We start from the raw sequence: 19,866 nt of genomic DNA, 5'->3' as shown, positions 1-19,866 counted from the left end.
CCTTTAACGTGATGGTGTGGTGGCTCACGGATTGAGCCGCTGTTGATCTTCCCGACGTATAGGGCGCGCACATGGCAAACAAACTTGCTCTCGGCCTGGTCATTGGCGGGGCTGTCAGCTCGACGGTAGGGGCGGCGTTCAAGGACGTCAGCAACAAAATCAAGAAGCTGGAGGAACAAGGTTCCCGGGCGCGGGTGCTGGAAAAAACCATTGGCGAAACCATGCGCCTTCGCGATGAATGGCGCAAAGCGCACATGGCCGGCGACAAGGGCGCCGAAGCGCTACGGCGAAAGCTGGAGAACAATCTGGATGGCCTGCGTAAGCAGGGCGTGGAAGTGCGCAACCTGACCAAGGCTTACGCGGCCATGGGGCTGGTGGCAACTAAGGCTGAGCTTAAAGCCAAGGGCCATAAGCAGCTCGATGCTGGTAAGCAGCAGATGAAAAGCAGCATTGGCCAGGCGGCGGCCGCCACAGCAGCAATGGCCATTCCGACGAAAGTGAGCGCGGACTTTGGCGCGATTATTCGTGACATTGCGATCAAGGCGAACATTGCCAACAAGCCCGAAGAAGCGCAGATGTCGAAAACGATCATCGGCACTTCGCGTGATACCGGCATGGCGCGCAATCAGGTGGCCGAGGTGGTCAACGCCCTGGTGGGTGCCGGCATGGAGCTGGATAAGGCTCTGTCATACGCGCCGGTGGCGGCCAAGTTTGCAATTGGCCAGGGTTCGGACGGCGGCGAAACGGCCCGTATGATCAACGCCCTGGGGCAGAACGCCAAAATCTCTGACCCGGACGTGATGCAAAAGGCGCTGGAGGCCATCGCCTATCAGGGCCAAGCAGGCAGTTTTGAAGCGGCCGACATGGCGCGTTGGTTCCCTGAGTTGTTGGCGGGTATGGGCAAGATCGGCATTACCGGCATGGATGCCGTGACGCAACTGGGCTCAATGCTTCAGGTGCAAATGAAGACCGCCGGCGGTGCTGATGAGGCGGCCAACAACCTCAAGAACTGGATGGAGAAAATCGGTTCTGGCGATACGGTCAAGGCCTACAAGGATGCCGGGATTGACTACCAAGGGTCGATGAATACCGGCCTGCAGAATGGTAAATCCACCCTTGAATCCAGCTTTGAGCTGGCACAGAAGTACATTGCGGCAACGGATCCGAAGAAGGCCGCCGCCATGGCGGCCGCTACGGCGAAGATCAGTAAGGAGACTGACCCCGAGAAAGCCAAGGCCATGATTGCGTCCCTGGAGCAGGCTTTGCGGACCGGGGATCTGTTCGCGGACATGCAGGTTAAGGGCGCTTTGACGGCCTATATGCAGAACAAAGAACTGTATGCCCAGCTCAAGAAAGACTCGGCCAGTGCCACCGGGATCCTTGATAAGAACCTTGAGGAGCGCCGGCAGGCGTCAGCGCAGAAATGGTCGGAAATGGCCCAGGGCATGGACGAAGCCATGCGCGCCATTGGTGACGCATTCCGACCGGTCACTGACAAAGTGGCGGATGGGTTGGCCTATGTCACCCAGGGGATGGCCAAGCTGTCGGACGAGTCGCCCCGGGTTGTGACGGGGATTGGTGCCGCCGTGGCGGCTGTGATCGCGTTCCAGACCGCTATGAGCGGATTCAAGATCGCCAAGGGGCTGCTCAACATTGGGCGCGGCTCGCTGATGGGCAATCCGAACATCCCGCAAAAAGTCATTGTCACCAACATGCCCACGGGCGGATCTGGTGGCATGGATTTGGGCGGCGTCGATGACGCTGGCGGCAAGGATGGAAAAGGTAAGGGCAAGGGCGGTGGCCGTGGTGGCCGAAGCCCCGGGCGTGGCATTGGGGCAGGCATGAAGGGGCCGGCAGTATTGGCCGTGATAGAAGCCGGTTTTAAGGTCAAAGAAACTTACGACAACGCTGAAACCCAGGACGAAAAAGCCGAAGGCTATGGCGCGGCGGCTGGCGGACTGGCTGGCACGCTCGCGGGTGCGGCGGCTGGTGCTGCCATCGGTTCGGCGGTGCCGGTAATTGGCACCATCCTGGGCGGCCTGATTGGTGGCTATCTGGGGAGCTTGGGTGGTGATGCCCTGGGCGGTGCCATCGGCAAGTCGATGTTTGGCTCTGACGAAAGCAAGAAGGTCATGCCCGTGGCCGGTCCGTTGATGATGAAGGATGCCGGCAAGGACATTCCCCCAGTGCTGGGGGATATCGCCAAGTCGCTTGCGCCTTCGCGCACCGGGCCGCTGATGTTGACCAATCCAGGCCAGGGCGCTTTGCCGGCAACGCCTGGCACTGTTAACCCGGGTGATGTTGCGCGGTCCATGATGATGCCACAAGCCAATGCCGACGCGGTTGCGGCGCCACTTGCGGCGGCCGTGGTTGCGAAGGTGCAACCGGCGAAGTTCGAGACCAAGGTGGATATTCACGCGCCTATCACGCTGACGGTGCAGGGCGATGTGAAGGATCCAAACGAGATCATTGCCCAGTTGCGTCCTCTGATGGAGCAGCAGCAACGGGAAATCGCCCAGCAGCTCGAAAACCGCAAGCTCTACGACGCGCCGCATGTCTAAGGGGGAAATATGGAATCACTGGCACAGCTACAGTCCGGCCTGAAGTATCTGGCCTCGGCCGGTGAAGCGGGCCGGCGCAGTATCGATGGCATGATGGGACCGGTAAATGGTGCCATCAGCGAAATCACCGGCGCTGCCAATGAACTGGAGGATCTGCCGTTTATTGGTCCTGCGGTGGGGGCGAAGCTACAGCGAGTCATGCGCGGGATTTCTACGGCCCAGGCCAAGGTTGGAAAGGTTATCGCAACCTACAATCGTGCTTCCCGCGCCTTGTCGCAGATTGATGAGCGCATGGGCACGCTAAAAGAGCAGGCAGGGAGGGCAGCAACCGCTGTCAACAAGATCGCCGGAATGATTGACCCGTCACTGGCCAACATCATTCCCACCGGTGCATTCGCCACGGATGCAACTCCGGCGAAAGAGGCGGTGAAGCCTTTCCCCCATCTGCTGATCATTCAGCCGCTGGACCCGAAGGCGCAGCCGTATTACTTCAACCTTGATACGGCGGCCTTTGATTCGCTGCGCCGCTCGACGGCATACCGCTGGGCCTCACAAGAGCGCCTGACGCGCCGGTCGGCCCAGCAGGCCGTGGGTATGGGTGACGAGAAAATCACGCTCAAGGGCGATATTTTCCCGGGCTACCGTGGCGGGCTGGAACAGCTCAACACGCTGCGCTCGATAGGCTCCCAGCTCAAGCCGGTGACCCTGACCACGGGGTATGGCTTTGTGCTGGGCACCTGGTGCCTAACGAACATTGACGAAGACCAAAGCGCGCTGATGCAGGGTGGTATCCCTCGCAAACAGGCCTTTACCTTGGAGTTTGTGCGTTATGGCGACGACATGCAGAACATCTGACGGGGATCTGCTCGATACCATTTGCCATAACTTCTATGGCCATCTGGTGGGCAGTGTTGAGGCTGTGCTGGCGGCCAATCAGGGCCTGGCGGATGAGGATCAGCCTTACCGTGCCGGCGTGCAGATTGTCTTGCCGGATCTGCCAGGCCCTGTGGATGAACAGGTGGCCCTGTGGGATTGATTCAGTTCTATCGGCTGCGCCCTTGTTCCGTTATGCGGAACGCCCCTTTTCCCTAAAGCCCGCCCAGTGCGGGTTTTTTTATTGGCCAATGCCCTATGACTCCCCAATTTAGAATCGTCGCGAACGGTTCCGACATCACGTCGCTGATTAACGATCGGCTTTTGCTGTTGCGCACCACCGACAAGCCCGGCATGGAGTCGGACGAGTTTGAGTTGCGCATTGATGACCGCGACGGCCTGGTAACGCTGCCCAAGCGTGGCGCCGGGATTGAGGTCTACCTGGGCTATGCCGAAACCTCGCTGGTGCGCCTGGGTCGCTATGTGGTCGACGAGATCGAGGTATCCGGTCCACCGGACACCATCGTTATTCGGGGCAAGGCCAGCGATATGCGCGGCACCGGTAAATCGATCCGCAGCGGCAGCTGGGAAGACGTGCCGCTGTCGAAAATCGTTTCCGATATCGCGGCGCGCAATGGCTGGATGCCGGCCTGCACTATCGCCACGAAGGTCGCCCGGGCTGACCAGCTCCACGAATCTGACTTCAGCTTTGTCACGCGGCTGGCCAAGCAATATGACTGCACCGCCAAGGTGGGCGACGGCAAGTTGATGGTTATGCAGCGCCAAGCGGGCCTGAGTGCCAGCGGCAAGGCTATTGGCGCGATAACCCTAACGCGCAGCGACGTAAGCCGCTGGCAGTTTCGCTTAGGCGACCGCAACGCGCACAAGACCGTGGCGGCAAAGCATCAAGACAAGAAGACGGGCAAGTTGTCAGTGGTCTCCCTGGAGAATGACGACGTGCCTGACGGCCTGCCGGCAGTACACACCGACCGACATATTCACCCGAACAAGACTGCTGCCGAATCCGCAGCTAAGGCGCGCTTGGCTGCGTTCAACCGCTCGACGGCTGGCGTGCGTCTGGAAATGGACGGGCGCACGGACCTATTCGCGGAGCGCTCAATTAATGCCCAGGGCTTCAAGGTGGGGCTCGATGGCGAGTACTTGGTGGATTCGGTGGAACAGACATTCACTCAAGCGGGCTGGTCCACCACCGTTGAGTGCAACGGCGGCAAAAAGGGCAAGGCCAAAGCCAAAGGCAAGAAAACGAAGAAAGCCGCTAAGCCCGTCAAAGTCGTCAGCCTGGCGTAGCGGTCGCGCACCACAACCCCCGCCAAGTGCGGGCTACTCATGTTAGGAGCTTGTATGCCCATCACTCAGCAGCAGTTGCTGCAGATCCTCCCGAACGCCGGCCGCCAAGCCGGCGTTTTCGTTCCTGCTCTGAACACGGCCATGAACCGTTACGGTATTGTCGGCACGCTGCGCGCCGCGGCATTCATCGCCCAGGTCGGGCACGAGTCGGGCCAGTTCCGCTGGCTGAAAGAGCTGTGGGGGCCGACCACGCAACAGGCTGGCTATGAAGGTCGCGCAGACCTTGGCAATACCGTCGCGGGCGACGGCTCCAAGTACCGTGGCCGTGGCCTGATCCAGATCACCGGCCGGGCCAACTACGCTGCGTGCGGTGAAGCCTTGGGCCTAGACCTGCTCAGTAAGCCAGAGCTGCTCGAGCTGCCACAGCACGCCGCGATGTCGGCGGCTTGGTTCTGGTCTATGAAAGGCCTGAACACGCTGGCGGACCAGGGCGACTTCGTGAAGATCACCCGCCGCATCAACGGTGGGATCAACGGCCTGGACGATCGCCTGCAGTTGTGGGGCAAGGCGAAAAAGGTGCTGGCATGACGCCCGGGCAGATTCTGGGCGCGATGCTGCTGACGATGGTCATCAGCGCCGCCGGCACCTGGCAGGTGCAGGACTGGCGCTATGGCGGAAGGTTGGCGGATCAAGCTGGCCAATTCCAGGCGGATCTCGGCCTGGTCAGTGCTGCAGCAGCCAAACAGGCGAGCGACGAGGCCGACAAGCGCCTGGCCCTGGAGCAGCAGCTCGCCGGCCAGGACCAACAACACACCAGGGAATTATCCGATGCTCAACGCAACCAGGCTGTTCTGCGCGATCGCCTTGCCACTTCTGATGTCAGGCTGTCAGTCCTTCTCGACGCCGCCGATTCAGCCAGTGGCTGCAACGTGCCTGCCGCCCCCGGCGCCGTCGGCGTGGTTCATGGAGCCGCGCGAGCCCAACTTGACCCAGCGCATGCTCAACGAATTCTCGGAATCACCGGTGACGGAGACCAAGGACTGATTGCGCTGCGGGCGTGCCAGGCTTATGTCAAGACGATCAATCGCTGACCTACATTCGTGGTCGAGAAAATTAACATGACCTCAATTGGGAAAACGGAGCAGGGCGCTGCTGACTTGGCGCCGGCAGCGGATCTGGAGCGAGATGACGCATGAGAATGCTGTATCAGCTTGCGAGTAATGCGCTTTTGATCAGCGGCAGACTTCCGAGATTGTCCCGCTTGCTGTTGTTTCGGTCTGTCGAAAGGTAATGATCTTCGACTACGTGAACGTCGGCGCCTTTTTTGAAGGTCTCCTGGACCTGGTCCCAGACTCGCGTGATGAACGACGCACGGCCTAATCGAATAAGAGACGCAACGAAGGCGCGCTGGACGAGTCGTTCAGTCCCGACCGTTTTCTCGAGCTCTTCACGTACTGCGAGCCATTCGATGTGCTGGCCGTCAGAACTGTACTTTACTTTCGTTATGCAAAAATCTGCCATGGTCATCTCCTGCCTAGGTGTCGCCTCAGAATTGAGGTGATGACTAAATAGTGGCCACGGGCGTGCATTTCAAGCTGAAGCCTCTTTCAAACACGTAAGCACATATTTCAGCCCCGCCGCCAAGGGTTTTGCTGTCTAAAACTGCCTCGACCTATGCCGGTTTCATTGGGCTAAACAGGCGCTATCTCGTCTACCAGTTTTAGACGGATGATCGTCGTAAGCCGCGCAGTCAGCGGCGTGCGACCTTCTCCAGCCCATACTGCTGCAGTATGGGCGTGTCGAGGTTCCTGTGCAGGTGCTATGCCGCGCGTCGGAGGTTGCGGTGCCGCCCTGGGCCGCTGCTGGCTTGCGCAAGGCCGATAGCTTGGAAGTTAAGGTGCTTGCTTTGTTGGCAGAGCGACGGCAGCGTATTGGCTATGAGCGGCAATTGGTTGCAGCGGTCAATGCGTGTCAGTAGAGGTGAGATTACTCTCCATCAGCAACCGCTCCACTTGATCTGGCGGGCACGCTGATTGTTGCGTGTTAATCGTGCGGATACGGGTTTAGCATCCACTTATCTATTTCTGATTGCCGCCAAGCCACTGAGTTTGGCCCGAGTCTAATTTGCCCTGGGAAGGTTCCTTCTCTGATCCTTCGATATATCGTATTGCGACCCAAACCAGTGACGTGTAGCGCCTCGGCGAGACGAAGGAATCGATCAATGGTGTGTGTCATGGTCATGTTTTGTCTCCACCGAGGTAGACGACAGTAGTCGGTAATAAACGATCTTTATTTTTTCGCAGGCATACACTTGCGATCATTCTTTGCCGCAGGCTTACCCCGAATGCTTTCCAGCACTCTATAGAATTCGTCTGAGGTTTGCTGCCTATGGGCGGATACGCTTTCGTTCAAACCGGTCGTAATTGGGCCCCGTTTTTTGCGCTTTGATTGCTGATTGTCGATTGGAGGCGGCGGGGATTCTGTATTTGTTCTCTTGTGGACCGAATACGCTGCGATGTGCGTATCTGCCCATTGGTCGAGCTCTATGCGATCGAAGCCAACGCCCTGCTTACCTATCGGAAATTCATGTACATAGGGTCGCACGGTCTTGTTAAAGACGTCCCGGCACATTCCCAGATAACCAGGTGCTTGATGAGCTCTGAGAAATCGTGGCTGGATTGTAAGTTTGCTCATTCGCTCCGTATCCAAAGGTGAGGCGCGACCTCGTCGATGTGCGCAGCGAGCGCCATGTCGGCTATTTGGAAAGAGGTCGCGCCAGAGTTAAATCCTAGCATCGCCTTGGTGGACGAGATGGCCAGCCGATCAACGGCCGATACTTTTCAAGGTTGGCGGCACCCGCCGCTTCCTTCCAGGCCTTTTAGGCTTGGTCTGGATATTGCCATCCCTGCAATCGACTAGGAACTGCATGACATCGGATTTAAGCCAGCAAATTCTATTCCCCATTTTGAAGTTCTTAGGAATCCAGGCAGCTCCTCCCTGAAGCCCCGATCGGATTGAGGATTCACTTCGGCCAAGCATTTTCGCTATATCTGGTACGTAGAGAATTTCGCTTTGATCATTCATACAGCCTCCTGAATTTTCTATCTGTTAACGTTCGCCCGTAGTCGTGCAAGACCCTGCTTGATATGCCCTGCGTTCTCTCCGATTGCCTCAATGGCGCCGCGCACGTTCTGGCCGGCATCCGTATGGCCTTGGCTTTCGACGAGCAGCGTCAACTCCATCAGCGCAGCCTCAAGGGCAAGCTGGTTCTCGTAGATTCGTTCCAAGGTATCGGTGAGGGAGTAGGGCGCGGTCATGCTTGTGGCTCCAAGGGAAGGGAGCCAGAAGCGTAGCAGGGAGGGCAGAAACAAGAAGCCCGGCGCAGGGCCGGGCTGATCATTATGGCAGAAAAGATTAGTGCGGCAGCGCCTTTAAAAGCGGTGCGAGGTATTGCTGAACGATCCACCAACCGCCGCCGATGACAGGGAGCAGTGTTAGAAGAGCGTACAGCGACAGTTGGCCCTTGGTGATCATGTGCTTATCAATGTGATCAAGTTTGGTTCCGGCACTCGACGACGCGATTTTTAATGAGACTACATCAGCCGCCATAGCCCTCACGTCCGACCGAAGATCAGATATGTCTCGGCGCATGTACTCTACATGGCTTTCGAGTTTTGCTACGCGAGCTTCCATTTGGTCGCCTCCGGGTGGATTTCCACTTCCAGTATTGCCGGGGCCGCCACTTTTGTCACCTATGGAGGGAAACTGCCGGATATTGGTTGTCATTTAGCAGTTTCCTTATTTGGGCCGAAGTAGTGCTCCCATACTCTGCCCGCCTCCAGAAACCGAGTATTTGCGCAATTATTGCAGCTCATGAAGAAAAACCAGCTCGCCGTATTTGGGCTCCGGACGTTCGATGAGGTTGTGATCGTGGGGCCTGCATCATCCTGCGCGTAGTACCAATCTTTGGCGCCGCAAGCCTCGCACGGGCTATCCGATCCCTTGGCAGCAATGAAATCAAGCAATTGCTCAACCGTGAGTGAAAGCGTCTGCTCTCCAAGCGTTTTTCGCTGGATGATTGTGTTATCGGCTTCAGTCATTATCGTCCCCGCTCAAATTCAAGTTACAGCATTCCGCCGCGCCGCACGATGCGCCTACTCGGGCTTGCTTCGATTTATCTGCCCCGCCTTCACCTCATCCGCATACCCCACCAGCCTGTCTGCTTCCTCATAGAGCGTGCCCACCAACCCCATTAGGGCTATGGCATCGGCATCGCTGAGTTTTTCCGCCAGCTTTCCCAGGTCGATACAGGACTGCTCAAGGTTGAAGGCGATGGCCTTGAGGTCGCGGCGCAGTTGCTGGTTTGGCTTGGTGAGTGCCATTAGGCTTCCTTAAAGTCACATTGCTACTTTGCGAGTATGAGCAGACACCTAGGATGAACTCAAGAGTGCAGATACTCAAAAAATTGTCGCCATCCCCAAAGACGGCGATAACGGACAGATAGGCCTGCCATCAAACCAGGCAGGCCACACATCACTGTGGCTTGAGGTCGATGAGGTAGCTCGCAATGTCTTCAGCGCGCTGGGCAAAGCCCTCGATATCTTCGGCGAACGCTTTGACGTCTCCGGGCCGGTAGTCGCTCAGGCCTAGAGCGATAGCCTGTCGAAAGTCATCAGAGCTGATGTGTACGCCTTGTTCATCAAACGAAGCCTTGAGTGCCCTGTGGAATCGCTTGTCATCTTGGGGGTGCCCGGTGTGCCATGTTTCGGGCGCAAGCCATGGTTTTAATGAGCTCGTTAGTTTTTGAATGTCCATCTAGTCTCCTTAATTTGAGGCTCGTAATGGCCTGCCGCCATACGGTGTCTTTTTAGGAAAATCATAGCAAGGACGAGATGGTTCAAAGTTTTCACTGGTCGGCGCAAAACCTCCCCTGGAGTCAGCGTTGTTCCGTTTGTATAAGCACAAAAAAACGCATTTTTTGCAGACGCTTTAAGTGGTTTTACTCTTTAAAAAACAATAGGTTATGTGGACTCAGCCCCCAGCATGGGGTGCTAGGGGTCGAGTGTTCGAATCACTCCGTCCCGACCATTATTCCTGAGTAAAATCAGACACTTAAGCCGATCAGATAGATCGGCTTTTTTGCGTCTGCGCAAAACCCGCGCAAAACTACCCAGTTATTTCACTGATATTCAGGTCCGGAATTGCCTCGGCCCAGATGATTTCATCGTGGTCTCGCTGATAGTTTTTTGTCATGCCTCACTCGCGTGCCCCGCGATTTTCTGCCCATCCTTTCCGGCTTTCTTGTACAGGTGCAGCGACAGCGCTCGCACCTCATGGAAGCCCGGCATCTTTTCTTCCTTCCCGCGTAGCAGTTCGCCGCCTCCCTGGCTTCAGCGCCCAAAGATCGTACTCGGCAACATTCTTCACCGCTGTCCTGTCGAGTGCTGGCAAAAGGTCCATGTTAAAGCGCCGTTGCAACTCGGTATTGCCTCCTTTACGTGCGACGTCATCCAACAGCCAGGCCTTGACCCGATCCTGGACGATCAGTGTTTGCAGCTTCGTCGAATTTTCCTGTTCGGCTTTTGCGTTCGTCGCGGCATCAGCCTGTGCCTTGGCGGTTTTCTTGTGTTCGTTGGGATTGATCGGCTCATCAATGAGCGCCCGGGCCTGGTAGCGCGATTTGCGGATGTCCGTCAGGGATTTGCGCGGCCATGCAACAGCGGTTTTCGGTTCAGAGACACACGTCGCGCTCCTTCACGGTTGTGGAGAGCCAACTGCCGACAGGCTAACCTGCTGCTCCTACAAGAACATAAACTCCAGAGAGCCTGCCCCCATGGATCGTTTACTCAGTGTCGAAGCCTTTGTCCGTGTTGCCGAGACCGGAAACTTCGCCAAGGCGGCTCAGCAATTGGGCGTCACCCGCTCGGTAATCACTCACCGCATTCAACAACTGGAACAGTTCATCAACGCGCCGCTATTCCACCGCAGCACTCGTCATGTGCGGCTGTCCGAGGTGGGAGAGACGTACTACAAGGAGTGCGCAGACATGGTCGCGAGTTTCAACTCGCTGACTGAGCATATGCGCGAGTTGCGCGCCAAACCCACCGGCAAATTGCGCGTGCAGATGCTGCCGGGTTTTGCCATTGGCCACTTCGGCAGGATGCTGGCTGAGTTCACGCGGCTTTATCCGGACATTGAGGTCGACGTCATCGTCAATGATCGGGTGGTGGACCCTATCGAAGAAGGCTTTGATGTGGCGTTCCAGATGTTCCCGCCACTGGCCGAAACCCTGATCGAGCGCCGGTTGTTCAGTGTGCGCCGGTTGTTCTGCATGTCGCCCGATTATGCCGCCGAGTTCGGCATGCCCACGCACCCGCAGGAACTGTTGCAACACAAGATTGCGTTGTACGAAGGCTATCCCTCACGCAACCGTTGGATCTTCACTGGGGCAGACGAACAGGTCGAGTTGAGCCTGCCAGGGCATGTACGATCAAACTCGGTGCATTTACTGCGCGACTACGCGTCGACCGGGGTCTGCATTGTCTGCCTGCCGACCCTGGTCGCCAGTGATGATCTGCTCAGCGGCCGGCTGATTCCTGTCCTGCCTGAGTATGCGCTGTCCTCCTTCAGCTTTTCTGCGGTGTACCCCGCAACCCAGCGGCGGGCCTTGAAAGTACGCACCCTGATTGATTTTCTTGTGGAAAGTTTTGGCGATGAGCCATGTTGGGATAAGCCCTTGCTGGAGCGCGGCTGGATCCGCTGATCAGGGCGTTGCCAGCGTATTGTTTGCGTTTTGCAAACACTGTTGTCGCCAGCACTCTCATTGTTCCTGAAGAAAGCACGACGTACTGTGGGGCCACTGTTACTACAACAACAAAACGGTGAAAAACCATGAGCAGCGCTGCAATCGAAACGGTCTTCGGCTCGCTGGACAACTACAGCAAAGGGTCGGTTGAAATCATCAGCGGCCAGGCCAGCCATTACGCCTTTTCAAATGTCTTCGAGGTCGCGGAAAAATCCCTTCCCTACGAAAAAGTCGTCGTCGGCCTCAACCTGGGCTACGTCATTGAAACCCTGCGCGCGGAAGGTCAGTCGCCTTGGTACACGGCGGCGCACGATGAGTTCGCTATTGTCATGGACGGCGAAGTGCGCGTGGATTTCCTCAAGCTCGATACGCCTTTGACCGACGGCGAGGGCACACGGTTGGCGGGTGAAATCCCCGCAGGCAAACCGATGGGCTACGTGCTGCTTAAGCGCGGCCATCAATGCCTGTTGCCGCATGGCGCCGCCTATCGCTTCGAATCCAGCCGTCCTGGCGTGTTATTGCAGCAGACAATTAAAGGCCCGTTGTCGGTCGAGAAGTGGGCAGACATCTGCTTCAAGTGATCACCGCCGTTTTCCACTCAGAATAATCAGAAAAACTTGAGGAATCCTGTCATGGCCATGCTTGAAAACGCTGTCGATAACGCCATTTTTGCCGAGGACGAAGTCCAGGTCAGCCTGCCCCATGCCGTCACCGGCTACTGTGCTTTCAAGCTCGGCGCTTTCGAGCTATCGCGCGACGAGTATTTTGCCCGTATCACCTGGCCCGCCAAAGGTCAGACGCGCTCGCACCTGATTCCGATCGATGCCTTTCTGCGTGCGATGATGCGCGACGTGGCCTGGGGCTTTTTCTACGGTTGGGTCAACTTCGACCATGTTATCGGCACGCGTAATTACTACGGCAAAGTCGACCTGTATGCAGGCACCTTCAACGGCACGCTGAAAGCCGCAGGCGTCAACTACACCGAAAACTTTGAAACACCGCTGATCATGGCAACCTTCAAAGCCATTCTGCGGGACTGGACCAACGCCACCTTCGACCCGTTCGCGGCGCCGGAAGAGACCGGCACGGCGTTCGGCCGCAAAAATGGCAATAACATCGAAGCCATTGAGCGCTTCCGCATTGCCACCAAACGCATGCCTGGCCTGGCGGATGATTCGCCGTTGCGTGACGATCTGCCGGTCAATCGCCAGTTCACCGATGTTTCTCAGGGCGAACCGGAAGTACACGCCGCCGAAGGCTTTGAAGGTGAGCTGCATGCCTTCAGCCTGTTCAAATACTTGTCGCGCTCTGACGTGACGTGGAACCCGTCGGTCACCTCGGTGTGCAAGGCCAGCCTGTTCTGCCCGACCACCGAAGAATTCATTCTGCCGGTGTTCCACGGCAATGACCGGGTCGAGTGGTTCCTGCAGTTGTCCGATGAAATCCTCTGGGATGTCGGTGACAAGGATGACGGCAGCCCGCGCGCGCGCATCACCATGCGTGCTGGCGATATCTGCGCCATGCCGGCGGACATTCGCCACCAAGGCTATTCGACCAAGCGCTCGATGCTGCTGGTGTGGGAAAACGCCACGCCGAACCTGCCGCAACGCTATGAAAGCGGCGAACTCACGCCTTATCCGATCGCGTTCTAAGCCCCTTCTTCGGCCCGGCGCTCGCCGGGCGATGTATCCGGATCAAATCGTCAGACACTGCGCCATTGGCGCGGTGCGAGGAAAATATTATGCAAAATCAGCTGTATATAGATGGACGATTTGTTGATGCGGTCGCTGGCGGCACGATTGACGTCATTTCACCCCATGACGGTTCGTTGATCACTCGAGTTGCCGCCGCTGAAGCGGCTGACATCGACCTTGCTGTTGCCGCCGCCAAACGCGCTTTTCCTGCCTGGTCCGGCCTTGGCGCCGCCGAACGCGGACGCTTGTTGCTGAAGCTGGCGGACAGAATCGAAGCCTGCAGCGAAGAACTGGCGCAGCTTGAATCCCTCAATACCGGCCACCCAATTCGTGACTCCCGCGGCCTCGACGTTCCACGCACGGCCGCTTGTTTCCGGTATTTCGGCGGCATGGCGGACAAGATCGAAGGGTCGGTGATTCCGGTCGAAGCCGGGTTTCTCAATTACGTGCAGCGCAAGCCGATCGGTGTGGTCGGGCAAATCGTGCCGTGGAATTTTCCGCTGATGTTCACCAGTTGGAAAATGGGCCCGGCGCTGGCCGCAGGTAACACCATCGTGATCAAACCGTCGGAAATCACGCCGCTGTCGACCTTGCGCATTGTCGAGTTGATGACCGAAGTTGGCATCCCCAAAGGCGTGGTCAACGTGGTGCCGGGTTATGGGCATACCGCCGGGCAGGCGCTGGCCGAGCATCCTGACGTCGGCAAGATCGCCTTCACCGGCTCGACGGCGACCGGTCGCCGGATTGTTGAAGCCTCGACCGGCAACCTCAAGCGCATTCAGTTGGAACTGGGCGGGAAGGGCGCGAACATCGTGTTCGAGGACGCCAATCTTGAAGCGGCCGTCAACGGCGCGGCGTGGGCGATCTTTCACAATCAGGGCCAGGCCTGCATCGCGGGGTCGCGTTTGATCCTGCATAAAGACATTGCTGAGCGCTTCCTCGAACGGTTTGTCGCGTTAGCCAAGTCCATACGCCTTGGCGACCCGATGGATCCCGAGACTGAAATGGGGCCGTTGACCTCGGCACTGCACCGCGACCGTGTGCTGGCCTATATCGATATCGCCATCGAGCAGGGCGGCCGGGTTCTCGCTGGGGGCAAGGCGCCGGACGATCAGGCATTGGCAGGTGGCTTTTATGTTGAGCCGACGATTGTCGAAGCCTCGCCCGAGGATCGTGTGTGCCAGGAAGAAGTCTTTGGTCCATTCGTCACCGTGGTGCGATTCAGTACCGACGAAGAAGCCCTGGCCATCGCCAACAGCACGCAGTACGGGCTGGGCAGTGGCCTGTGGACGCAGAACCTGACCCGCGCGCACAAAATGGCCAACGCCATTCATGCGGGAATGTGCTGGGTCAACTGCTACAAACGCGTCAGCCCCGGTAGCCCGTTTGGTGGCGTTGGGCAGTCTGGCTATGGCCGCGAGATGGGGTTTGAGGCGATCCATGACTACACCGAAGCGCGCTCGGTATGGGTCAATGTCGACGCCAAAATTGCTCCGCACTTCAAACGTTGAGGCCTGCCATGAATCCTTTTGTGTACCAAAGTTTGCCTACCCGCGTGGTCTTTGGCTGGGGCAAGCTCTCGGCGCTGGCCGATGAGATCGAACGCCTCGGCGCCAGGCGCGCGCTGATTCTCACCACGCCTGAGCAACAGGCATTGGGTGAACAGGTCGCGGCTTTGCTCGGCGATCGTGCGGCGGGCGTCTATCCCCAGGCCGTGATGCATGTGCCGCTGGAGGTGGCGCAAGCGGCGCGTATCGAAGCGGCTCGGCTTGATGCCGATTGCTGTGTGGCCGTGGGCGGCGGTTCGACGATAGGCCTGGGCAAGGCGATTGCGATGGATTCGGGCCTGCCGATCGTGGCGGTTCCGACCACCTATGCCGGTTCGGAAATGACCCCGATCTACGGGCTCACGGAAAACCGCCTGAAGAAAACCGGGCGCGATCCGAGGGTTTTGCCCAAGACCGTGATCTACGACCCGCAACTGACGCTGACCTTGCCGGCGCAGATCTCCGCCTGCTCGGGGATGAACGCCATGGCGCACGCGATTGAAGCGCTGTATGCCGAGGACGCCAATCCGATCATCGGGTTGATGGCCGAGGAGTCGATTCGCGCACTGGCGCTGGCGCTGCCGGGCGTAGTCAATGATCCAAACGATCCGCAAGCCCGCAGCCAGGCGCAGTATGGCGCGTGGCTGGCGGGGATTTGCCTCGGATCGGTGGGCATGGCCCTGCACCACAAGCTTTGCCACACCTTGGGCGGAACGTTCAACCTGCCGCACGCCCAGGCCCATGCGATCGTGCTGCCGCACGCCGCGCACTACAATCGCGAAGCGGCGGCCGGCCCTTTGCAACGCGCTGCCCGCGCGCTCGGTGGCAGCGAAGCGAACGAGGTGGGCGCCTTGTTGTATGCACTGAACCAGAAGTTGGGTATTCCGTTGGCGCTGGCCGACATCGGGCTGCCTGAAAATGGGGCGGCCGAGGCGGCGAAAATTGCCTGTGCCAGCCCGTATTACAACCCGCGGCCCTTTGAACAAGGCCCGATCGAAGCGCTGTTGACCCGCGCCATGCATGGCCTCGCGCCGGCCTGATCCTTCGGTGTCTATCCTCGTCGGAATAACAATAATGACCGATCAAGACAACGTCATAGAGTCACTGATCTCCGAACAGACGGTGAACAGCTTCAACGGCGCTCCCGATGCGCGTTACAAGCAGATCATGCAAAGCCTGGTGCGTCATCTGCATGCCTTTGTCAGCGACGTCGAACTGACCGAGCGGGAGTGGTTTGAGGGCATTCGCTTTTTGACCGAAACCGGCCAGACCTGCGATGGCCTGGTGCGCCAGGAATTCATTCTGCTGTCGGACACCTTGGGTGTGTCGATGCTGGTCGATGCAATCAATCATCGACACAGTGCAAACGCCACCGAGACCACGGTGTTCGGTCCGTTCTATATCGAAGGGATGCCGGATCGCGAGTATGGCGAAAACATGGCGTTCACCGCAGGTGAGGCTGCCCTGGTGCGAGGACGTGTGGTCAATACCCACGGCGACGCACTGGCAGGCGCTGTGCTGGATGTCTGGCAGACCGCTGAAAACGGCATGTATTCGGGTCAGGACAGCACGCAGCCGTTCGGCAACTTGCGCGGTCGCTATCGCACCGATGCCGATGGCTATTTTGCGATTCGCACGATTGTCCCGGTGTGCTACCCGATCCCCACCGACGGTCCGGTGGGGCGCATGCTCAATACCGCCAATCGGCATCCCTGGCGGCCCGCACACCTGCATTTCATGATCCAAAGACCAGGTTATCGCAAACTGGTCACCCACCTGTTCAATCACGATGATCCTTACCTGGACTCCGATGCGGTATTTGGCGTCAAACAGTCGTTGCAAGTGATCTATGAACACCGCGTCACACACGACGACTTATCCGAGAGCCTTGGCCTCGAATTGCCGTTCAAGCGGGCGTGTTACGAGTTCGTCATGGAGGCCGAGTGAATCATGGGGCATTTTTTTGCGGTATTCGCAACGGACCGTCCGGACTCACTGGCCTTGCGCCAGCGCTTGCGCCCCAGTCACCAGGCTCACTTGCGCGCTCCCGAGATGCATCGGGTGATTGTCTGGCTTGGCGGTCCGACGCTCGATGATGCGGGGTCGGCGATGAATGGCACCTTGCTGGTGATCGAGGCGGGCAGTTTGCCGGAGGTCGAGGCGTTCATTCAGGAAGACCCCTATGTCCGGGCCGGGCTGTTTGCCACGATTCAGATCCGGCCGTGGCATTGGAGCCTTGGCAACCCACAATTGCGCGGCTGATCGTGAACGTCATTACGTTGTGCCGATTGGATGATATTGCCGATGGCGGTGCCCTGGGGCTGCCCGAACAGCAGCAACTGCACCCTGGCGGGCTGGTGGCGGTGCGCCAAGGCGAACAGGTGCGGGTGTACGTCAACCGATGCCCGCATTTTTCCGTGCCTCTGGATTATCGTCCGCAAGCGTTCTGCACCTATCGCGGCAAGATCCTGATGTGCGCTCACCACAGCGCGATGTTTCGTTTTGAAGACGGGCATTGCATCGATGGGCCGTGCAAGGGCGCGCGCTTGGAGCCTGTGCCGGTGCGTTGGGTCGAAGATCGATTGGTGCTGGATCTCGAACGCTAGCCTTAGCCCCCCTGTTTTGCCGCGCAATCCTGCGCCTCCTTCCTCCGACCCGATAGAGCCTTTGCTCACGCATCGGGTGGGCTTGCGAGGCACGATGGGTGAGCGTAGGTTGATCTGTGTAACCTGATTGGAGTGGCCGAATGATAACGCGACTGCGAACCCTTGATCGTGGCCTGGACGTTCTGGGGTATCTCAATAAAGTACGGTCCGCCTCGGCGCAAAATATCGCCAAGGCGCTGAAGTTACCCTTGCCAACTGTCTATCGAATCATTGAAACGCTTTCTCAAGGTGGTTTTGTCGAGCGAGTGAACCCCGATGAAAATACCTATCACCTGACCATCGCAGTTCGTCGCCTGAGCGGTGGGATGACCTGTGAATCGGTGTTCGTCTCGGTGGCCACGCCGGTGCTTTTTGGGCGTCGACAACAACTGAAGTGGCCCAGCGCAGTGTCGACGTTCGAGGACGATGGCATCGTCGTGCGTGAGAGCACCGACCGCTTCACCCCGCAGTCGATTGGATTGAGTGCGGTCGGCAGGCGGATTCCGCTGTTGTCCACCCCGCTGGGTTGGGCTTACCTGGCGTTCGCACGTGACGAGCAGCGCCGTGAAATTCTCGCGCATCTGCGCAAATCCCAGGCGCCGGAAGACCAGGCAGCCCGTGACTCACACCGCATCGTTCATATGATCCGCTCGGTCCAGGTGAAGGGCTACTGTACGTCCGATGATGTTCCCTACAAGCGATGCAACAGCATTGCGCTGGCGGTGTTGTGCCAGGGTCGGGTGTTCGGCTGCATCAGCACCGTGTGGCCTTCTACGCTGATCAGTCCGGATGCTGCCATCGCGCGCTGCCTACCGGTATTGCGTGAGGCCAAGGCGGAAATAGAACATAACCTCGAAACCGCGGGTATCGAATGGTAGGTCACGCACCGAACGGTTGAAAAAAAGGCGGGGAGCTTGATGCTCCCCGCCTTTTTTCGGGTTTCAGGCGTTTGGCTTGGAGGCGTGTTCCATACGTTCAGGGGAGGAGGGCAGGCCCCATCCTTGCACGCCACTGGCCTTCGGCGGGCCGATCACGCGGAGCAAGACCATCGCGACCACCGTCATGATCACAATCACGAGGATGACCGGCTGGTAGCGACCGGAGCTGTCGAAATACACGCCCGCCGCGATAGGGCTGACGGCGGCGCCGGCGGTCTGGATCAGCAGCCCGAGCGCGGTCAGCATCGGGAACACCTGGACACCCCAGTAACCGCTCAGCAGCACCATGGGACCGACCTGCGCGGCGCCGAAACCGAGCCCGTACAGGATCGCGTAGCCGTACAGACCGACTGAGCCGGTCGCGTAGATCAAGGTAAAAAGGCCGACCCCAAACAACACCAGGGCACCGAAGTAGGCGCGGCGTGGGCCAAGACGCTGCGCCACCGAGCCGATACCAAAGTTGCCGACGACCATCGCTGCGGAAATGATCGAAATGGTCGCGGCAGCCAGCACCGGTGAGTGCCCGATATCGCGCAAATGTGCCTGCGCATGCGCAATGACGAACGCCGAGCCGCAGGTTGTCGCAAACATGCTGAAGTAGATCGCCCACAAGGCCGGTGAGCAAAGTACTTTGCGCAGCCCCTGATCAAGGTTGAGCGGCGCGGGGGGCGGAGCGAACGGTCGTGCGGCCAGTCGGTGGCTGTCAGCAAGCTCCCACGCGTCGAATTGATCGGCGTCGGGCTTATTGCGGACCAACAGCAGGGTGACCACCAGGCCGATAACCGAAAAACCGAAGAACACCCAGCAGCCCATTCGGTAGCCGATAGTTGAGCCTTGGATTGCCCACGTCATCAACCACACGAAGATGAAACCGCCGATGCCCATGGCCGCATAGAGCAATGACAACGCAAACGGGCGCCGGTGGCCGAACCAGGCGGTGACGGCCGTTTGACAGGGGATGATACTGGCGAATGTTGCAGCCACGCCAATCGCCCCGAATGTCACCGCCGCTTGCCACGGCGCGGTGACCCAGGTTGCCAGCGCAATCGAGGCTGCCGCCATGAGGATACAGCCGATGATCAGGCACCCGCGCACGCCGATTTTCGTTGTCAGTGCGGCGACCAGTGGCGCACACAGGCCATTGGCGGCCATGTTGGCAGCGATCAGTAGCCCCAGGGTGCTGCGTTCCCAGTGGAGCTCTGCAGTCATATAGGTGCCGAGCACGCTGCCGCCGTAGATGGGCAGCGCCATGCTGACGCACATCATGAACGCGAGTGCGCCCAGTACAACCCAACGCGAGTGCAAATAGGTGTTTGTTTTTATTGTTGTCATGAGGATCTGCCAATCAGAACTGAGGTCTGTCCAATCACTCGGCGTGGGCCGAGTGAGTTCTTGGGTGAGACGGCAACGCAAGAAATATCGCCGAACAAACGCAAGCCGTGCGCCCTTGCTGCATACAGCCGAGGTGAAGAGACACTGGCTGCCACCCGCCAGG

At 58.5% G+C, this 19,866-nt stretch carries 24 protein-coding genes and 3 pseudogenes; 16 read left to right on the top strand and 11 right to left on the bottom strand.

Features of this window, described 5'->3' with window-relative positions; all coding sequences use genetic code 11:
- The first annotated feature begins 71 nt into the window (after positions 1-71).
- From P3S72_RS20495 to P3S72_RS20470, 6 genes are all read left to right on the top strand, one after another.
- Positions 72-2,561 carry a phage tail tape measure protein gene (locus P3S72_RS20495; protein ID WP_276193830.1) on the top strand — a complete coding sequence of 830 codons (2,490 nt, stop codon included), beginning with the start codon at positions 72-74 and terminating at the stop codon, positions 2,559-2,561.
- Positions 2,562-2,570: 9 nt separating this feature from the next.
- On the top strand, positions 2,571-3,416 hold the full coding sequence (locus tag P3S72_RS20490; protein WP_276193829.1) for a phage tail protein: 846 nt from the start codon (positions 2,571-2,573) through the stop codon (positions 3,414-3,416).
- Positions 3,391-3,597 (top strand): tail protein X, encoded by a 207-nt coding sequence (locus P3S72_RS20485; RefSeq protein ID WP_276193828.1) that lies wholly within the window; start codon positions 3,391-3,393, stop codon positions 3,595-3,597. Before P3S72_RS20490 ends, P3S72_RS20485 begins: the two co-directional genes overlap by 26 nt.
- A 95-nt stretch (positions 3,598-3,692) precedes the next feature.
- On the top strand, positions 3,693-4,742 hold the full coding sequence (locus P3S72_RS20480; RefSeq protein WP_276193827.1) for a contractile injection system protein, VgrG/Pvc8 family: 1,050 nt from the start codon (positions 3,693-3,695) through the stop codon (positions 4,740-4,742).
- Positions 4,743-4,796: 54 nt separating this feature from the next.
- On the top strand, positions 4,797-5,330 hold the full coding sequence (locus tag P3S72_RS20475; protein ID WP_276193826.1) for a glycoside hydrolase family 19 protein: 534 nt from the start codon (positions 4,797-4,799) through the stop codon (positions 5,328-5,330).
- Positions 5,327-5,833 carry a lysis system i-spanin subunit Rz gene (locus tag P3S72_RS20470; protein ID WP_276193825.1) on the top strand — a complete coding sequence of 169 codons (507 nt, stop codon included), beginning with the start codon at positions 5,327-5,329 and terminating at the stop codon, positions 5,831-5,833. Before P3S72_RS20475 ends, P3S72_RS20470 begins: the two co-directional genes overlap by 4 nt.
- Positions 5,834-5,948: 115 nt before the next feature.
- Here the strand turns inward: P3S72_RS20470 and P3S72_RS20465 are convergent, their stop codons facing one another.
- Positions 5,949-6,263: a DUF3892 domain-containing protein gene (locus tag P3S72_RS20465; RefSeq protein ID WP_276193824.1), complete on the bottom strand. Its 315-nt coding sequence runs from the start codon at positions 6,261-6,263 to the stop codon at positions 5,949-5,951.
- 262 nt (positions 6,264-6,525) lie between these two features.
- Between P3S72_RS20465 and P3S72_RS20460 the strand changes: the two are divergent.
- Positions 6,526-6,720: pseudogene (locus P3S72_RS20460) on the top strand (hypothetical protein); the annotation flags it as partial.
- A 65-nt stretch (positions 6,721-6,785) separates the two neighbouring features.
- Here P3S72_RS20460 and P3S72_RS20455 read toward each other — a convergent pair.
- The 9 genes and pseudogenes from P3S72_RS20455 to P3S72_RS20415 all read right to left on the bottom strand — a co-directional run.
- Positions 6,786-6,983: an AlpA family transcriptional regulator gene (locus P3S72_RS20455; RefSeq protein ID WP_276193823.1), complete on the bottom strand. Its 198-nt coding sequence runs from the start codon at positions 6,981-6,983 to the stop codon at positions 6,786-6,788.
- A gap of 582 nt (positions 6,984-7,565) precedes the next feature.
- Entirely contained in the window at positions 7,566-7,826 is a 261-nt protein-coding gene (locus P3S72_RS20450; protein ID WP_276193822.1) for a hypothetical protein, read from the bottom strand.
- Positions 7,827-7,843: 17 nt separating this feature from the next.
- Positions 7,844-8,059 (bottom strand): hypothetical protein, encoded by a 216-nt coding sequence (locus P3S72_RS20445; protein ID WP_276193821.1) that lies wholly within the window; start codon positions 8,057-8,059, stop codon positions 7,844-7,846.
- A 97-nt stretch (positions 8,060-8,156) separates the two neighbouring features.
- Entirely contained in the window at positions 8,157-8,528 is a 372-nt protein-coding gene (locus tag P3S72_RS20440; RefSeq protein WP_276193820.1) for a hypothetical protein, read from the bottom strand.
- Positions 8,525-8,842, bottom strand: a complete 318-nt coding sequence (locus P3S72_RS20435) for a hypothetical protein (protein WP_276193819.1) — start codon at positions 8,840-8,842, stop codon at positions 8,525-8,527. Before P3S72_RS20435 ends, P3S72_RS20440 begins: the two co-directional genes overlap by 4 nt.
- A 54-nt stretch (positions 8,843-8,896) precedes the next feature.
- Positions 8,897-9,124, bottom strand: coding sequence for a hypothetical protein (locus P3S72_RS20430; RefSeq protein WP_276193818.1), 228 nt, complete (start codon positions 9,122-9,124; stop codon positions 8,897-8,899).
- A 151-nt stretch (positions 9,125-9,275) separates the two neighbouring features.
- Positions 9,276-9,557 carry a hypothetical protein gene (locus P3S72_RS20425; RefSeq protein WP_276193817.1) on the bottom strand — a complete coding sequence of 94 codons (282 nt, stop codon included), beginning with the start codon at positions 9,555-9,557 and terminating at the stop codon, positions 9,276-9,278.
- A 351-nt stretch (positions 9,558-9,908) separates the two neighbouring features.
- Positions 9,909-10,134, bottom strand: a pseudogene (locus P3S72_RS20420) (integrase); the annotation flags it as partial.
- Positions 10,134-10,454, bottom strand: a pseudogene (locus tag P3S72_RS20415) (site-specific integrase); the annotation flags it as partial. The pseudogenes P3S72_RS20415 and P3S72_RS20420, both read right to left, overlap by 1 nt.
- A gap of 121 nt (positions 10,455-10,575) precedes the next feature.
- Here P3S72_RS20415 and P3S72_RS20410 point away from each other — a divergent pair.
- The 9 genes from P3S72_RS20410 to P3S72_RS20370 all read left to right on the top strand — a co-directional run bounded on the left by P3S72_RS20410 (position 10,576) and on the right by P3S72_RS20370 (position 18,311).
- Positions 10,576-11,505 carry a LysR family transcriptional regulator gene (locus P3S72_RS20410; RefSeq protein ID WP_276193816.1) on the top strand — a complete coding sequence of 310 codons (930 nt, stop codon included), beginning with the start codon at positions 10,576-10,578 and terminating at the stop codon, positions 11,503-11,505.
- A gap of 128 nt (positions 11,506-11,633) precedes the next feature.
- Complete coding sequence (locus P3S72_RS20405; protein WP_169881656.1) at positions 11,634-12,128, top strand: hydroxyquinol 1,2-dioxygenase; 495 nt, start codon at positions 11,634-11,636, stop codon at positions 12,126-12,128.
- Positions 12,129-12,179: 51 nt separating this feature from the next.
- Complete coding sequence (locus P3S72_RS20400; protein ID WP_169881655.1) at positions 12,180-13,199, top strand: hydroxyquinol 1,2-dioxygenase; 1,020 nt, start codon at positions 12,180-12,182, stop codon at positions 13,197-13,199.
- Between the two features lie 89 nt (positions 13,200-13,288).
- Positions 13,289-14,752, top strand: a complete 1,464-nt coding sequence (locus P3S72_RS20395; protein ID WP_169881654.1) for an aldehyde dehydrogenase family protein — start codon at positions 13,289-13,291, stop codon at positions 14,750-14,752.
- A gap of 8 nt (positions 14,753-14,760) precedes the next feature.
- Positions 14,761-15,828 (top strand): maleylacetate reductase, encoded by a 1,068-nt coding sequence (locus P3S72_RS20390; protein ID WP_232565888.1) that lies wholly within the window; start codon positions 14,761-14,763, stop codon positions 15,826-15,828.
- Positions 15,829-15,862: 34 nt separating this feature from the next.
- Positions 15,863-16,735, top strand: a complete 873-nt coding sequence (locus P3S72_RS20385) for a dioxygenase (protein ID WP_276193815.1) — start codon at positions 15,863-15,865, stop codon at positions 16,733-16,735.
- 3 nt (positions 16,736-16,738) lie between these two features.
- Positions 16,739-17,050, top strand: coding sequence for a YciI family protein (locus P3S72_RS20380; protein ID WP_276193814.1), 312 nt, complete (start codon positions 16,739-16,741; stop codon positions 17,048-17,050).
- 2 nt (positions 17,051-17,052) lie between these two features.
- Complete coding sequence (locus tag P3S72_RS20375; protein WP_253397229.1) at positions 17,053-17,394, top strand: Rieske 2Fe-2S domain-containing protein; 342 nt, start codon at positions 17,053-17,055, stop codon at positions 17,392-17,394.
- Positions 17,395-17,534: 140 nt separating this feature from the next.
- Positions 17,535-18,311 (top strand): helix-turn-helix domain-containing protein, encoded by a 777-nt coding sequence (locus P3S72_RS20370; RefSeq protein ID WP_169881649.1) that lies wholly within the window; start codon positions 17,535-17,537, stop codon positions 18,309-18,311.
- 63 nt (positions 18,312-18,374) lie between these two features.
- On the opposite strand, the gene P3S72_RS20365 is transcribed toward P3S72_RS20370, so the two are convergent.
- Positions 18,375-19,637 carry an MFS transporter gene (locus tag P3S72_RS20365; protein ID WP_346429968.1) on the bottom strand — a complete coding sequence of 421 codons (1,263 nt, stop codon included), beginning with the start codon at positions 19,635-19,637 and terminating at the stop codon, positions 18,375-18,377.
- Positions 19,638-19,866: the final 229 nt, after the last annotated feature.

The sequence above is a fragment of the Pseudomonas sp. D3 genome, from assembly GCF_029320995.1.
GTDB classification, from domain to species: Bacteria; Pseudomonadota; Gammaproteobacteria; order Pseudomonadales; family Pseudomonadaceae; genus Aquipseudomonas; species Aquipseudomonas paraveronii.
This window is presented reverse-complemented; position numbering and strand designations above follow the sequence as displayed.